9 protein-coding genes are annotated in these 14,830 nt (G+C 65.0%); 8 read left to right on the forward strand and 1 reads right to left on the reverse strand.

What is annotated here, in order from left to right; all coding sequences use genetic code 11:
* Positions 1-430 precede the first annotated feature (430 nt).
* The 4 genes from ACTCB7_RS14365 to ACTCB7_RS14380 are packed head-to-tail and all read left to right on the forward strand — an operon-like array spanning position 431 to position 6,531.
* On the forward strand, positions 431-2,209 hold the full coding sequence (locus ACTCB7_RS14365; protein ID WP_463007212.1) for a type I secretion system permease/ATPase: 1,779 nt from the start codon (positions 431-433) through the stop codon (positions 2,207-2,209).
* A gap of 2 nt (positions 2,210-2,211) precedes the next feature.
* Positions 2,212-3,588 carry an HlyD family type I secretion periplasmic adaptor subunit gene (locus ACTCB7_RS14370; RefSeq protein WP_463007213.1) on the forward strand — a complete coding sequence of 459 codons (1,377 nt, stop codon included), beginning with the start codon at positions 2,212-2,214 and terminating at the stop codon, positions 3,586-3,588.
* 2 nt (positions 3,589-3,590) lie between these two features.
* Positions 3,591-5,150, forward strand: coding sequence for a TolC family outer membrane protein (locus ACTCB7_RS14375; protein ID WP_463007214.1), 1,560 nt, complete (start codon positions 3,591-3,593; stop codon positions 5,148-5,150).
* A 7-nt stretch (positions 5,151-5,157) separates the two neighbouring features.
* Positions 5,158-6,531 carry an undecaprenyl-phosphate glucose phosphotransferase gene (locus tag ACTCB7_RS14380; RefSeq protein WP_463007215.1) on the forward strand — a complete coding sequence of 458 codons (1,374 nt, stop codon included), beginning with the start codon at positions 5,158-5,160 and terminating at the stop codon, positions 6,529-6,531.
* Here the strand turns inward: ACTCB7_RS14380 and ACTCB7_RS14385 are convergent.
* Entirely contained in the window at positions 6,515-7,462 is a 948-nt protein-coding gene (locus tag ACTCB7_RS14385; protein WP_463007216.1) for a glycosyltransferase family 2 protein, read from the reverse strand. The genes ACTCB7_RS14380 and ACTCB7_RS14385 overlap by 17 nt on opposite strands.
* 103 nt (positions 7,463-7,565) lie before the next feature.
* Here ACTCB7_RS14385 and ACTCB7_RS14390 point away from each other — a divergent pair, with 103 nt between their 5' ends.
* The 4 genes from ACTCB7_RS14390 (at position 7,566) to ACTCB7_RS14405 (ending at position 14,210) form a co-directional block, all read left to right on the forward strand.
* Positions 7,566-8,522, forward strand: a complete 957-nt coding sequence (locus tag ACTCB7_RS14390; RefSeq protein WP_463007217.1) for a glycosyltransferase family 2 protein — start codon at positions 7,566-7,568, stop codon at positions 8,520-8,522.
* Between the two features lie 93 nt (positions 8,523-8,615).
* Complete coding sequence (locus ACTCB7_RS14395; RefSeq protein WP_463007218.1) at positions 8,616-9,446, forward strand: ABC transporter permease; 831 nt, start codon at positions 8,616-8,618, stop codon at positions 9,444-9,446.
* A 4-nt stretch (positions 9,447-9,450) separates the two neighbouring features.
* Complete coding sequence (locus ACTCB7_RS14400) at positions 9,451-10,863, forward strand: ABC transporter ATP-binding protein (RefSeq protein ID WP_463007219.1); 1,413 nt, start codon at positions 9,451-9,453, stop codon at positions 10,861-10,863.
* Positions 10,860-14,210: a glycoside hydrolase family 99-like domain-containing protein gene (locus ACTCB7_RS14405; RefSeq protein WP_463007220.1), complete on the forward strand. Its 3,351-nt coding sequence runs from the start codon at positions 10,860-10,862 to the stop codon at positions 14,208-14,210. The genes ACTCB7_RS14400 and ACTCB7_RS14405 overlap by 4 nt, the downstream gene beginning before the upstream one ends.
* Positions 14,211-14,830: the final 620 nt, after the last annotated feature.

Here is a 14,830-nt window from a genome sequence, read left to right on the forward strand (position 1 = left end):
AAGCTGGCACGCATCGCCTTTTCACTGATGAAGCATGAGACGGGATATCGCCCTCCAAGCCCCATCAAGGCTTGACGGGCAACATAGAATCTCCCACACAAATCCCGGTTCTCCGCTGCAGGCGTCCCCATCCTGAGGGAGAGAGTTATTCCCGATAGCGGTGCCCCTGGAGCATCCCTTGTGGGAGGGGGTTCATCCCCGACAGCGCAGCCCGGTGGCCGATTCATCGCGACTGAAGTCGCCCCCAAGCGGCGAACAAGCGCCGTTTTCCGTACCTGATCGAGGCGCCGCATCGCGGCGCCTCGTTCTATTTTGGGAACCCTCTCATGCTCGCGTGTCACGATCTGTTATGCTTGGCGCCCTCGCCAAGCGACACCGGACGTCCGAGCGATCTTCACCCCTGTCACCCAACGATCGAGTGAGTGCACGCATGGCCAGCCGTCCAGAAGCCACCGACCTGCAGCGCGCCCTGAAGGCCTGTCGGGGCTCGTTTGTCACGGTGGGGTTCTTCAGCATGTTCATCAATCTTCTGATGCTGGTCCCCCCGCTCTACATGTTGCAGGTCTACGACCGCGTCATCGCCTCGCGCAGCGAGGACACCCTGTTCATGCTGACCCTGGTGGTGGTCTTCCTGTTCGCCGTCATGGGCCTGCTGGAGCTGGTTCGCTCGCGGATCCTGATCCGCGTCGGCAACCGGCTCGATACCCTGGTCAACGAGCGCCTCTACAGCGCCATGTTCCGGCGCAGCGTGCTCACCCAGGGCCAGCAGACCGCCCAGCCGCTCAGCGACCTGACCAACCTGCGCCAGTTCCTCACCGGCAACGGCCTGTTCGCCTTCTTCGATGCCCCCTGGGTGCCCATCTACCTGGCCGTGCTCTACCTGTTCCACCCCTGGCTGGGGGCCTTCGCCACCGTGGCCGGCATCATCCTGCTGACGCTGGCCATCGCCAACGAGAAGGCCACCAAGTCGATTCTGGCCGACGCCAACAGCGACCACATCAAGGCCCAGAACCTGGCCAACTCCAACCTGCGCAACTCGGAAGTCCTGCACGCCATGGGCATGCTGCCCGGCATCATGGGCCGCTGGGCGGCGAAGCACCACGAGTTCCTGGCCAAGCAGTCGCGGGCCAGCGACCGGGCCGGCGCCCTGACCAACGCCTCCAAGGTGCTGCGCATGCTGTTCCAGTCGATGATCCTGGGGCTGGGCGCGCTGCTGGTGCTCAAGGGCGAGATGTCGCCCGGGATGATGATCGCCGGCTCGATCCTCATGGGCCGGGCGCTGGCGCCGATCGATCAGATGATCGGCAGCTGGAAGGGCTTCGTCAGCTCGCGGGGCGCCTACCAGCGGCTCAACGAGCTGCTCACCCAGATTCCCGACGAGAACCGTCGCATGTCGCTGCCCGCGCCTGAAGGCAACGTCGCCATCGAGACCGTCGCCGCGGCGCCGCCCGGGGTGCGCATGGCGACCATCCGTGGCATCAACTTCACGGTGGACAGCGGCGAGCACATCGGCATCATTGGCCCCAGCGCCGCCGGCAAGTCGACCCTGGCCCGCGTGCTGCTGGGCATCTGGCCGCCGCAGGTCGGCAGCGTGCGCCTCGACGGCGCCGACATCACCCAGTGGAACCGCGACGAGCTCGGCCCGCACATCGGCTATCTGCCCCAGGACATCGAGCTGTTCGACGGCACCATCAGCGAGAACATCGCCCGCTTCGGCGAGGTCGACGCCGAGAAGGTGGTCGCCGCCGCCCGCAAGGCCGGGGTCCACGAGATGATCCTGCAGCTGCCCAACGGCTACGACACCGCCATCGGCGCCGCCAGCGGCGCGCTCTCCGGCGGCCAGCGCCAGCGCGTCGGCCTGGCCCGCGCCCTCTACGGCGACCCGGTGCTGGTGGTGCTCGACGAGCCCAACTCCAACCTCGACGACAGCGGCGAGCGCGCGCTGGGCGATGCCATCGCCCAGCTCAAGGCCGAGGGCGTCACCCTGTTCGTGATCAGCCACCGCCAGAGCGTACTCAAGCACGTCGACAAGCTGCTGGTGCTCAAGGAGGGCCAGGTCAGCATGTTCGGCCCCCGCGACCAAGTGCTGGCGCAGTTCGCCAAGCCCGGCAAGGCCCGGGTCGCCAACACCAGAAGCAACAGCCGGCTGTCCGCCGTGCAGGGCGGACAGGGGCAGGGCAACGACGCGCAATCCCGGGAGCAGGACTGATCATGGCAGGCGACATTTCACGCAGCATCGACATCACGCCGTCCCGGCAGTCGCAGACCTACCCGGGCGGCACCGCCGCCCCGGCCGCCAGGCTGCCCACCAGCGACCGTTTCTACAAGCGGCTGGGGCTGATCATCCTGCTGGTCGCCTTCGGCGGCTTCGGCGGCTGGGCGGCCACCGCCGACCTGGCCGTCTCCGTGGTGGCGCCCGGCTCGGTGTCGGTCGAGTCCTTCAAGAAGACTGTCCAGCACCTGGAGGGCGGCATCGTCCAGCAGATCCCGGTGCAGGACGGCGATCACGTCGAGGCCGGCGATACCCTGCTGGTGCTCGACAAGACCCAGGCGCGCTCGCAGCTCGAGATCGCCCGCTCGCAGTACCTGATCAACCGCGCCGCCGAGGTGCGGCTGCTGGCCGAGCAGAAGGGCGCCGACAGCCTGAGCTTCCCCGACGAGCTGCTCGCCAGCGACGCCCCAAGGGTCAAGGAAGTGCTCGCCGTGCAGCGGGCGCTGTTCCAGGCGCGCCGCGAGTCGCTCGACGGCACCCTCGCCGCGCTCGACGAACAGAGCCAGCAGATGCGCGAGCAGATCGACGGCCTGCAGAACCTGATCGGCGTCAACCGCTCGCGCATCACGTCGCTGAAGGGCGAGGCCGACGACTACCGCTCGCTGTTCAAGGAAGGGCTGGGCGACAACCAGCGCCTGCGCGAGCTGGAGCGCCAGGTGCTGCAGTTCCAGGGCGAGAACGCCCAGCATCATGCGCAGATCGCCAAGCTCAAGTCGCAGATCAGCGAGAACAAGGTGCAGAAGCAGGTCAAGCAGCAGGAGTTCCAGAAGGAGGTCGGCGAGCAGCTGCGTCAGGCCCAGGCCAACATCGCCGATGCCGAGGAACGCATCACCGCGCTCGCCGACCAGGTCAAGCGCACCACCGTCACCGCGCCGGTCACCGGCACCGTGGTGGGCATGAAGGTGCACACCGTGGGCGCGGTCATCAAGCCGGGCGAGCCGATCATGAACATCGTGCCCGCCGGTGACGACTTCGTCGTCGAGGCGCGCATTCCCAGCAAGGACATCGACAACATCTACCCCGGGCAGTACGCCGAGATCCGCTTCAGCGCCTTCAACCAGCGCCTGACCAACGTCATCAAGGGAGAGGTCGTCAACGTCAGCGCCGACACCTTCCAGGACGAGGCCACCGGCGCCAGCTACTACAAGGCGCGGGTCAAGGTCACCCCCGAGGGCAAGCGCGAGATGACCGAGAACATGCAGCTGCTCGCCGGCATGCCCGCCGAGGTCATGATTCGCACCGGCGAACGCACCTTCGCCAGCTACGTGGTCAAGCCGATCACCGACATGCTGGCCCGCGCCATGCAGGAGGAGTGACGATGGCCACGCGCAAGACGACAGGCACGCTGCTGCTGGCCCTGCCGCTGTGCGGACAGCTGGCCTGGGTCCAGGCGGCGAGCGCCGACTGGACCGACCGGCTGCCGGCGCTGGACGGCGCCGCGAACGCCACGCCGGCCGCAAGCGGTGCGGACGCCGTCCCCGCCGACTCGATGCTGGATAATCCCGCTTCGCCGGCCGCGGCTTCCGGTGTCGCGGCACCCGGCACAGCCACTTCTGCAGCCGAGCCCCTGCCGTCGCTGCCGGCGCTGTTCAAGGCCGCGCTGGACAACGACGCCAAGCTCGCCAGCCAGCGCTACGAGGCCGAGGCCAGCCAGCAGAACGTGCCGATGGCCGAGGCCGGGCTCAAGCCGCAGGTCAAGGCCAGCGCCGGTTACATCTACCAGCAGTCGGACAACTACTACACCAACAACCCGGCCTACAACCCCGACAACGAGCGTAGCCGCGTCGGCAGCGACTACGAGGCCCGCTACCAGGGCACCACCCGCGACAAGACCTGGCGGCTGCAGCTTTCCCAGCCACTGTTCAGTCTCGAGCGCTGGCGCAAGGTCGGCAAGGCCGAGGCGCAGAGCGCCGCCGCCGAGCTCAAGGTCGCCGTGGGCGAGCGCGACCTGGCGCTGAACGTCGCCAAGTCGTATCTGGATGCCTTCCTCGCCTCGCGCAAGCTGGGGCTGCTGGACGCCAAGCGGAAGTCGCTCGAGCTGCAGGTCAAGCAGGCCCAGCGCGCCTACGACCTGGGGGTGGGGGACCGCATCAACCTGCTCGAGGCCCGCTCGCGGCTCGACCAGGCGGTGTCCGACACGCTGCAGGCCGAAAACGAGCTCGACAACGCCCTGAGCGCCCTGGAGCGCCTGACCGGCCGGCTGCCGCGCTTCGACGGCTCGGCCCTGGGCGATCTCGCCACGGTCGACCTGCCCAGCGACTGGGGAACGGCGGACGACTGGCTTTCGCGCACCGCGGACAACGTCGAGGTCAAGCTGGGCAAGCAGCAGCAGAAGGTCGCCGAGGCCGAGACCGGCGTGCGCGCCGCCGGGCACTACCCCGAGCTCAACCTCAACCTCTCCTACTCGGACCGTTCCTCCAACGACCCCTTCCGCGAGAGCCGCGACGCCTCGGCCAGCGTGCAGCTCGACGTGCCGATCTACCAGGGCGGCTACACCTCCGCCAGCGTGCGCCAGGGCGAGCTGTCCGCCCGGGCCAGCCACGCCTCCTACACCAACGCCCTGAAGCTGGCGCGCCAGGAGGTTCGCACCCGGCTGCGCAGCCTCGACGGCGACGTGCGTCAGGTCAAGGCGCTGCAGCGCTCCATCGAGTCCAGCCGGCTGTTCCTGCAGGCGGCCGAGAAGGGCCAGCAGCTCGGCCTGCGCGATCTGGTCGACGTGCTCGACGCCCGCGCCAAGCTCTACGACCAGCGCATCCAGCTCGTCGAGACCATTCGCCAGTACCTGCTCGACCAGCTCAACCTGCAGGCGGCGGTCGGGGCGCTGGACACGCGCGATCTGGTCGATACCATGACGCTATTGCAACGAGTGAGCGGATGACTCTTGAATGGCGCCAAGGAATGGTAGCGACTTTCTTCGCATGGCGATGTGCGGCTTCGACGCCGCCGTCGCCATGGCCGCCGGCTCCTTCTATTTCTGGTGCCTGCCGAACCTGGCCTTTGCCTATGGCATCGAATACCCGCTGCTGATCGTGGCGGGCGGCCTGCTGCTGCCCGCGGTGGGGGAAATGTTCGGCCTCTACGAGCCCTGGCGCGGGCGCAGCGTGTTCAGCATGTTCGGCGCCTACGTGGCCAGCTGGGCCGTCACGGTGCTGCTGATCAGTGCCTTCCTGGTGGTCACCCAGAGCGGCTACATCTACTCGCGGTTGTGGATGGGTGCTTCCGCACTGAGCGTGCTGGCCATCGGCCTGCTGGCCCGGGGTGTGCTCTACGGCTACCTGCGGCGGCTGCGCGCCGCCGGGCGCAACCTCAAGGCGGTGCTGTTCATCGGCCGGCCCGAGAACGTCGAGCAGGTGCGCAGCCGGCTCGCCGGCATGCCCTACGCCGGGTATCGCATCGAACGGGTCATCGCCGACGACGATGAAGACCGGGTGCTCGCCGAGGTCTGTCGCATGACCGGCGAGGCCGCCTTCCAGCGCAACTTCGACGAAATCTGGCTCAGCTACCCGCTGAGTCACGGCAACACCGTCAAGACCCTGGCGGACCGCCTGATCGCCGTGCCGGTCGACGTGCGCTACTTTCCCGACCTCTCCGACGTGCGCCTGCTCAACCACCGCATGGCGCAGGTCGCCGACATGTTCTCCATCGACCTCAACTACAGCCCGCTCAACGGCCCCGCGCGTGTGCTCAAGTCGCTGGAGGACCGGGTGCTGGGCGGTCTGCTGTTCCTCGGCTTCCTGCCGGTGATGCTCGGCGTGGGGCTGGCGGTGTGGCTGACCATGGGCCGCCCGGTGCTGTTCAAGCAGTACCGCCACGGGCTGGACGGCAAGCGCTTCAAGATCTACAAGTTCCGTACCATGCGCCTGCACGACACCGGCGGACACACCGCCCAGGCGTGCGCCGGCGACGCGCGCATCACCCCCCTCGGGCACTGGCTGCGCCGCACCAGCCTCGACGAGCTGCCGCAGCTGTACAACGTGCTGCAGGGGCGCATGTCGCTGGTCGGCCCGCGCCCGCATGCCATGGACCACAACGTGCTCTACAAGGACCTGATCGGCGAGTACATGCAGCGCCACCGTGTCAAGCCGGGGATTACCGGCTGGGCGCAGGTCAACGGCTATCGGGGCGAGACGCGGGACATCGAGGCCATGGAAAAGCGCGTCGACTACGACCTCTACTACATCAACCACTGGTCGCTGGGGCTGGATTTCAAGATTCTGCTGCTGACCCTGACACGCGGTTTTCTCAACCGCCACCCCTAGTCGCCCGGCGCGGCCGCCAGTAGCCCCGGTGCATCGACAGCCGGCGTTTCAGCGGCAGGGGCAGGCGGCGTTCGCCGCGTCCCAGCCGGTAGCCCAGATACTTGAGCGCATTGCGGACCAGCGCACCGGGAATCGCCCACGGCGTCCGGCGTGCCAGATAGCGCAGCTCCGAGACCACGAAGCGCCGCCCCTCGCCTTCCGCGCGGCCGGTCATGACGAGAATCCAGGCTTCCCGCGAATGCATCACGCCGATGTCGAAGTAGCGGCGGAATTCCTGCCCCCAGGAATAGTTGTGCGAATGGTGCACGCAGGCCTCGGCGCAGTAGGCCAGCTGCCAGCCGGCCTTGAGCAGCCGTGCACCGGCGACCATGTCCTCGCCGAGAATCGTGTCGTGGGGAAAGCCGCCGGCCTCGAGCAGGGCGCGGCGCCGGTAGGCGGCGAAGGAGTTGGACAGAAACGCCGCCTTGATGCCGCGTTGTTTCATGTCCGCCGGGGTGACGCGGTGCGAGCGCGGCGGGTAGTTGAACAGCCGGGCATGGGCGGCGAGCGGCGTGGCGTCGACGTGGGGCAGCTGGCGGCCGTAGGCGGCGCCCACCGCCGGGTCGCGGAAGACCTCGACCAGCCGGTCGATGGCGTCCGGCGTGGCGGGCAGAGCATCCTGGGTCAGGAAGACCACGATCTCGCAGTCGTGAAGCGTTCGCAGGGCCCAGTCCCGGGTCGCGCCGTGATCGAAGTGCCGGCGCTCGATGACTCGGACCTGGCAGCCGGCCTGCTCAGCCAGTCTTGCTGTATCGTCATCGGAAGAAGAATCGATGACCAGCGTTGGCAGTCTTTCGATGGTGCCCTTGGCCTGCGACAACCACTGGTTCCATGAGTCGCCAGCATTGAGGGTAGGTACGCAGATGGCCGCGTCCGTCGTTGGCTCAATCACGATGGCGCGCTTCCGACTGTCTTGAATGCTGTCATTGGTCCTGCATACTCTTGTCGGCCTTGCTGAAAGGCCCCCTATGATACCGATACTCTCGTGAGAAACCATGGACGCCGTTTCTAACTCCGCCACGCACTTGCCCTCCAGCTGCAATGACCACGTCGCGATTCTCATGGCGACATATCAGGGCGAGCAGTATCTGGCCGAACAGCTCGAATCGCTGGCGGCACAGACGCACGACAACTGGACGCTGTGGGTATCGGATGATGGTTCCACGGATGCCACCCGTGCGATTCTCGACCGCTATCGTCGAGCCTGGGGCGACCATCGCCTGCAATGGCGAGACGGGCCTCGGCGGGGTTTTGCTGCCAACTTCATGTCGCTGGCTTGCGACACATCGATTCGTGCCGATTACTTCGCCTATGCCGATCAGGACGACATCTGGTTCTCCGACAAGCTTGCCCGCGCCGTTGCGGCCATGGCGGGCACGGCACCGGCACTATACTGCTCGCGTACCTTGCTGGTCGATGCCGATGGTCAGGTCATCGGCCTCTCGCCGGCTCTCAAGCGGCCAGCCTCCTTCGCCAACGCGCTGACGCAGAACATCGCCAGTGGCAACAGCATGGTCTTCGATAAGGTGGCCAGGTCCTTGCTGGTTGCGGCGGGCGAGAATGTCGATATCCCTCTGCACGACTGGTGGACCTACCTCCTGGTCAGCGGGTGCGGGGGAAGAGTGGAGTTCGATTCGCGACCGAGTGTCCGTTATCGGCAACATGCCGCCAACCTTATCGGCCAGCAGACTGGCTGGGGGAGCGTATGGCATCGAGGCCTGCGGCTCTGGCGAGGCAGCCACCGGGACCAGGTTCAGCGCAATCTCGACGCGCTGGCCCCCCTCACGGATTGCCTGTCTGCCGCTAATCGCCGGGCCTTCGACTACTATCGGGCCAGCAAGGACCCGTCACTTCGCAAAAGGCTTCACGGCCTGCGCCGCTCAGGGGTCTATCGACAGTCCCGGCTGGGGAGCCTGGGTATGCTGTTGGCGACAATTCTCAATAAAACCTGACTCCTGTAATATGCGCTCGCTGACCCTGGAACCCCTGTCTGGCGGCTGTCGACCAGGATGGCGCGCCACTCGATGCGTTGAGAATGAGGACCGATGAACCCACACGCCTTTCAACCGATATCGCCGACCGCCATGGTGATGCAGCTATGGCACTATCGCGACCTGGTCGCGCGCATGGTTCGTCGCGACGTGGTCGGCCGTTACAAGGGGTCTGTCCTGGGGCTGGCCTGGTCCCTGTTCAACCCGATCATCATGCTGTGCGTTTACACTTTCGTGTTTACGGTGGTCTTCGAGGCGCGTTGGGGGGTCGGCTCGAACAGAGGACAGGCCAGTTTCGCGATCCACCTGTTCGCCGGGCTGATCGTCCACGGCCTTTTCGCCGAGGTTCTAAACCGGGCCCCGTCACTGATCATCAGCAACAACAATTACGTCAAGAAGGTCGTCTTCCCGCTGGAGGTGCTCCCTCTGGTGCCGCTTGGTTCGTCGCTGTTCCATGCGTTGGTGAGCCTGATGGTGCTGCTCGGCGCCGAACTGGTCATCCTGGGCGGAATTCCCGCCACAGCCTTGTTGCTGCCGCTGGTGCTGCTGCCGCTGATCGTCCTGACCCTGGGACTTGGCTGGCTGCTCTCTTCGCTGGGGGTCTTCCTGCGCGATATTGGCCAGACGATCACCCTGGTCACGACCATGCTGCTGTTTCTCTCCCCGATCTTCTATCCGTTGTCCGCGCTGCCCGAATCCTTCCGGCCCTTCATCATGGCCAACCCACTGACCTTCATCATCGAGCAGGTGCGCGGCGTTTTGATACTCGGTCACATGCCCGACTGGGCAGGGCTGCTGCAGTACTTGGTGCTGTCTTCGGCCGTTGCCTGGATCGGTTTCGCCTGGTTCCAGAAAACCCGCAAAGGATTTGCCGATGTCCTGTGACGTCTTGAACGAGGCAGAGGCACAGCCTCAGGCGGTGAGCGGCGAAACCACCTCGGAGCCGGTCATCAGCCTGAGTGGCATCGCCAAGTTCTATCAGATCTACGATGCGCCACGTGATCGCCTGAAACAGTTCATCGTGCCGCGTGTGGCGCGTTTCCTTGGGCGCGAGCCCCGTCACTATGGACGCGAGTTCCATGCCCTTGAAGATGTCTCCTTCACCATCTCCAGGGGCGAGACGGTAGGCATCATCGGGCGCAACGGCTCGGGCAAGTCGACCCTGCTGCAGATCATCTGCGGCACGCTTTCCCCGTCCCATGGCGATGTGCGGACGGAAGGGCGGATTGCTGCGCTACTGGAACTCGGGGCTGGCTTCGATCCCGAATTCACGGGCCGGGAAAATGTCTATCTCAATGCCTCGGTGCTCGGGCTCAGCAAGGCGGAGATCGACGCCCGGTTTGACGATATCGTCGCCTTCTCCGAGATCGGCGATTTCATCGATCAGCCTGTCAAGACCTACTCCAGCGGCATGTACGTGCGCCTGGCATTTGCCGTCATTGCGCACGTCGATGCCGATGTCCTGGTCATCGATGAGGCGCTCGCCGTGGGTGATGCCTTCTTTGTCCAGAAGTGCATGCGCTTTCTGCGTCGATTCATGGAAACCGGGACCGTACTCTTCGTCAGCCATGATACCGCGGCGGTGCTCAACCTCTGCGAGCGTGCCATCTGGCTCGATCAAGGACGGATTGCCGCCGAAGGGGCCCCCAAGGACGTCGCCGACGCCTACCTGAAGGACTACTTCGAGTCCAGCCAGGGGGCCAGTGCCAGCACCGCTGGCACCGAGCGAGACGAAGCACGCTACAAGGACCCGGTTCCCCGGGACATGCGCCAGGACATCATCAACGCCACGCCGTACCGCAACGACATCGAGCTGTTTGCCTTCAACCCCGATGCTGCCGATTTCGGCAAGGGCGGGGCGGTCATCGAGACCACGCGACTGGTCGACGATCAGGAGCGTCTGCTGACCTGGGTGGTTGGCGGCGAGGAGGTCACCCTGGTGATTCGCGCCCGGGTAACTGACGAAGGCCCGTTACTGCGTCCGATCATGGGGTTTTATGTCAAGGATCGGCTGGGGCAGACCCTGTTCGGTGACAATACCTACCTCACGCATCGCGGTCAGGCCTGCGAAGCCATGCCCGGCGAAGTCCTCGAAGCCCGTTTCACCTTCCGCATGCCGATATTGCCGCAAGGCGACTACAGCATCAGTACTGCCATCGCGGACGGCACCCAGAACGAGCACGTTCACCACCACTGGATTCACGATGCGCTGTTCTTCAAGTCCCATTCGAGCAGCGTCAGCCACGGTCTCGTCGGGCTCCCGATCCACGACATCCGCCTAAAGGTCGACAGCCACTCATGAGCGATAACACCACCGCATCACAACTGCCCCCGACGGGCGAGCGCTTCTTGCCCGAACTCGACGGCGACATCGTTGCCGAGCACCTTCATCGGTACCTCGTTGCGCGCCGTTACGTCGCCGGCAAGAACGTCCTCGATATTGCCAGTGGCGAAGGGTACGGCAGCCGGCTACTGGCCGAGGCCGCCGCGCGGGTGACGGGAGTGGACATCGCTCACGAGGCCGTTGCGCATGCCCGGGAGCGCTATGTCGCCGATAACCTGGAGTTCCGCCAGGGTGACTGCACGGCCATCCCGCTCCCCGATGCCAGTGTCGACGTGGTGGTCAGCTTCGAGACCATCGAGCATCACGACAAGCACGCGGAAATGATCGCCGAGATCAAGCGCGTGCTGCGCCCGGATGGTCTGCTGATCATCTCCAGTCCCGACAAGCGCGAATACAGTGACGTCCCGGGCTATGCCAACCCCTATCACGTCAAGGAGCTCTACCGCGACGAATTCGAAGCACTGCTCGACGGCGCCTTTCGGCATCGCCGGCTGCTCGGCCAGCGTGTCATCTATGGCTCGGCCATTCTCGATGCCGATGACGCGCCGCTGACCACCTATACGGCCCACGAGCCCGAAGGCCGGCCCGGCCTGGAAGATCCCGTCTACCTCATCGCGCTCGCCAGCGATGCCGAGCTGCCCGAAACCGGCAGCAGTTTCTTCCGTCACGATATCGCTCACAGCGATGTGGTACGCGAGCGTGAGATCATCATTCAGGCCAGAGAGCTCGAACTCGACGAGCGCGGTGTTGCCGTCGCCGAGCGCGACGCGCGCCTCGCCGCGGTGACGTCAGAGCGAGATACCCTGCAGGCCGAGTGTGAAGCACTGAGCGCCGAGCGAGAGGAAGCTCGGCGCTGGCTCCACGAGCAGGCAACGCTACAGTCGCGGGTTCATAACCCGACCTGGCTCGCCAAGCGGCTGGTCAAGCGCCTTTTGCAGTGGCCCAGCGAACAGCGGCGCAGCCGCCACGAACGCTATCAAATTGCCAACTCCGGACTTTTCGACCCAGCTTGGTACCTGGCACACAATTCCGACGTCCAGGTACTGGGGCTCGATCCACTCAAGCACTACCACCGCTACGGGGGCTTCGAGGGGCGTGCCGCCTCGCCGCATTTCGACAGCCTGGAGCATTTGCGTCAGCATCCCGAGCTGCTGCAACGCCATGTCCACCCCCTGTTGCATCATCTTCATCTGCGCCAAGGTGACGGCCAGGGGCAGGGGCGCGCGCAGGCCGAAAGCGGGGAATTGTTCGACCAGCTATTCAGTGATGCCAAGGGGCATGGCGAGGAGTACGTCGCGCTTTCCGAACGGCCGCTCGACGAGGCGACACGCATTCGCACCATCGCCTTCTACCTGCCGCAGTTTCACCCCATCCCCGAGAATGATCGCTGGTGGGGCAAGGGGTTCACCGAGTGGACCAACGTCGCCAAGGCGGTGCCCCAGTTCGCCGGCCACTATCAGCCACGCCAGCCCGGCGAGCTCGGCTTCTATGACCTGCGCCTGCCTGCGGTTCAGGAACGTCAGGTCGAACTCGCCCGTCAGCATGGGGTGAGCGGTTTCTGCTTTCACTATTACTGGTTCAGCGGCCGGCGCCGGTTGCTCGACACACCCATCGACCAGTACGTCGCCAACCCCAATATCGATTTTCCCTTCTGCATCTGCTGGGCCAATGAAAACTGGACCCGGCGCTGGGACGGCAAGGAAAGCGATATCCTCATGGAACAGCGTCACGAGCCGCAGGATGATCGCGAGTTCATCGAGGATGTCGCACCACTGCTCGAAGACCCCCGCTACCTGCGTGTCGACGGCAAGCCGCTGCTGATCGTCTACCGCGTCGATATTCTCCCCGACGCACGCAAGACCGCCGAGACCTGGCGCGACTACTGCCGCGAGCGCGGTATCGGCGAACTTCACCTGGTCGTGGCGCAGAGTTTCGGTATCGGCGATCCGCGCCCTTACGGCTTCGATGCCGCGGTGGAGTTTCCGCCGCACGACACCTACGCCCGGCGGATGGACGACGAAGTCCGCTTCCTCAACCCCGGCTTCACCGGCCACGTCTACGATTACGCTGACCTGGTCGCCAGCCAGCTGGCCAAGCCCACCCCCGACTATGTGCGTTACCGCACGGTCTTTCCCGCCTGGGACAACGAAGCCCGCAAGCCGGGGCGTGGCCATATATTTGCCGGTTCCAGTCCCGCCCGCTACCAGCAATGGCTGGCCGGTGCCTGCCGCGAGGCCGACCGCCTGCCCGGTGACGACAAGCTGGTCTTCGTCAACGCCTGGAACGAATGGGCCGAAGGTGCCTACCTCGAGCCGGACCGCCGCTATGGCTATGCCTATCTCGAGGCGACCAAGCAGGTCATGGCCCAGTACCCCGCCGCGCAACACACCGCGGCGCGCGAGACCCCCGAGGCGCTGCGCAGTCTGACCGCCCATCACGACACGGCCGTGATTCTGCATCTCTATCACACCGAACTGTGGGACGAGATTGCCGACTACCTGGACAGCCTCGAGGGGCAGTACGACCTCTACGTCTCGGTGCCCGAACAGGCCGATGCCGAGGTCGAACGGACCATTCGCCGGCGTGTGCCCGGTGCCGTCGTGGTGCCGCTGGCCAATCGCGGCCGCGACATCGCCCCGTTCCTGACCGTGTTGCGTGCCATTCGTGGGCTGGGTTACGGCCAGGTTTGCAAGATACACGCCAAGCGTTCGCTGCACCGGGGCGACGGCGATGTCTGGCGCCGCGAATTTCTCGGCCAGCTGCTCGGTTCGCGGCAACGGGTGACACGGATCATCGAGGCCTTTCGCCAGCACCCCGAGATCGGCCTGGTCGGGCCTGCCGGCCACTGGCTCGCCTACGGGCGCTACTGGGGGCATCCCGAGAGCCCGGCGCGCACCCGCGGCCTGCTCGATCACCTCGGTATCAGCATGACGCTCGACGAGCTGCACTTCTTCGCCGGCTCGATGTTCTGGTGTCGCCCGGAAGCCATGGATCGGCTGCTCGATCACATTGGACTCGATGACTTCGAGATCGAACTGGGGCAGACCGATGGCACGCTGGCCCACGCCCTGGAGCGGCTCTTTGCCGCCGCCTGCCAGGCAGCCGGGTTGCGCGTCACTGATACCGATGCCCCGGAGGCCACACATGCGCCGGCTCCTGCCGAGAACTACCCGTTTGCCTTGCCCAGCCCGCCCCTGGCGCAGGGCCATGCCCCCGAGCCCGCTCCCGCCATGCCGCCGCTCAAGCGCCGTGCTCGGCAGGTCGCGCAGCGGGCCTGGCGATCCGCCAGGCGCCGGCTCGGCTGAGTGAGCGCAAGGTGTGCAACGGGCCGGCTCATGCCGGCCCGTTGCGTTTTCATTGCCTCTGCTAACCCGGTAGCCAGCGAATCCACGCACGCTCAACGGCAAGAAAGAGATGTATTTGTGATTTTTATAATCATATTTTCATTTTTGGTCGAAGGCTAGGGAGGCGATCCGAAAAGCTTCAAATAGCATTCACAAACAGGGCCTTTTCTCCACTTTAAAGCGGACGAAAGGCATGGTTTTTGTCTTTCCGGGTAAGTGAGCACTCAATCATTTTGCTGCCGATATATGCGACCAATGTCGAAAGAGCCTAGAGGCAAAAATATTGTTGTTAGTAATCACTTCGCCTAAATCCCTTGTTTTTTAAGGATGAGCTGAAGCCATTTTCAATGCCTTGAATAAGCCCTTTCAGGATGGCTTTTCTACCGCTTGCAAAGCCCATATCAACTCTCTAGCATCCCTCCAAGGTGTGGTGGAGCCAGTACTCAAAGTATGACTGACTCAACCTCAGGCGACGGTATTCCAACGGTTGTCTCACCTGCAGGGAACAGGCCCATGGTCGTCAGCCTTCGTGTGATGGCGGCAACAGGCTTCCCGAGTGATCAGCGCTGATCGCAGGGGTT

This window comes from Modicisalibacter sp. (assembly GCF_055145905.1).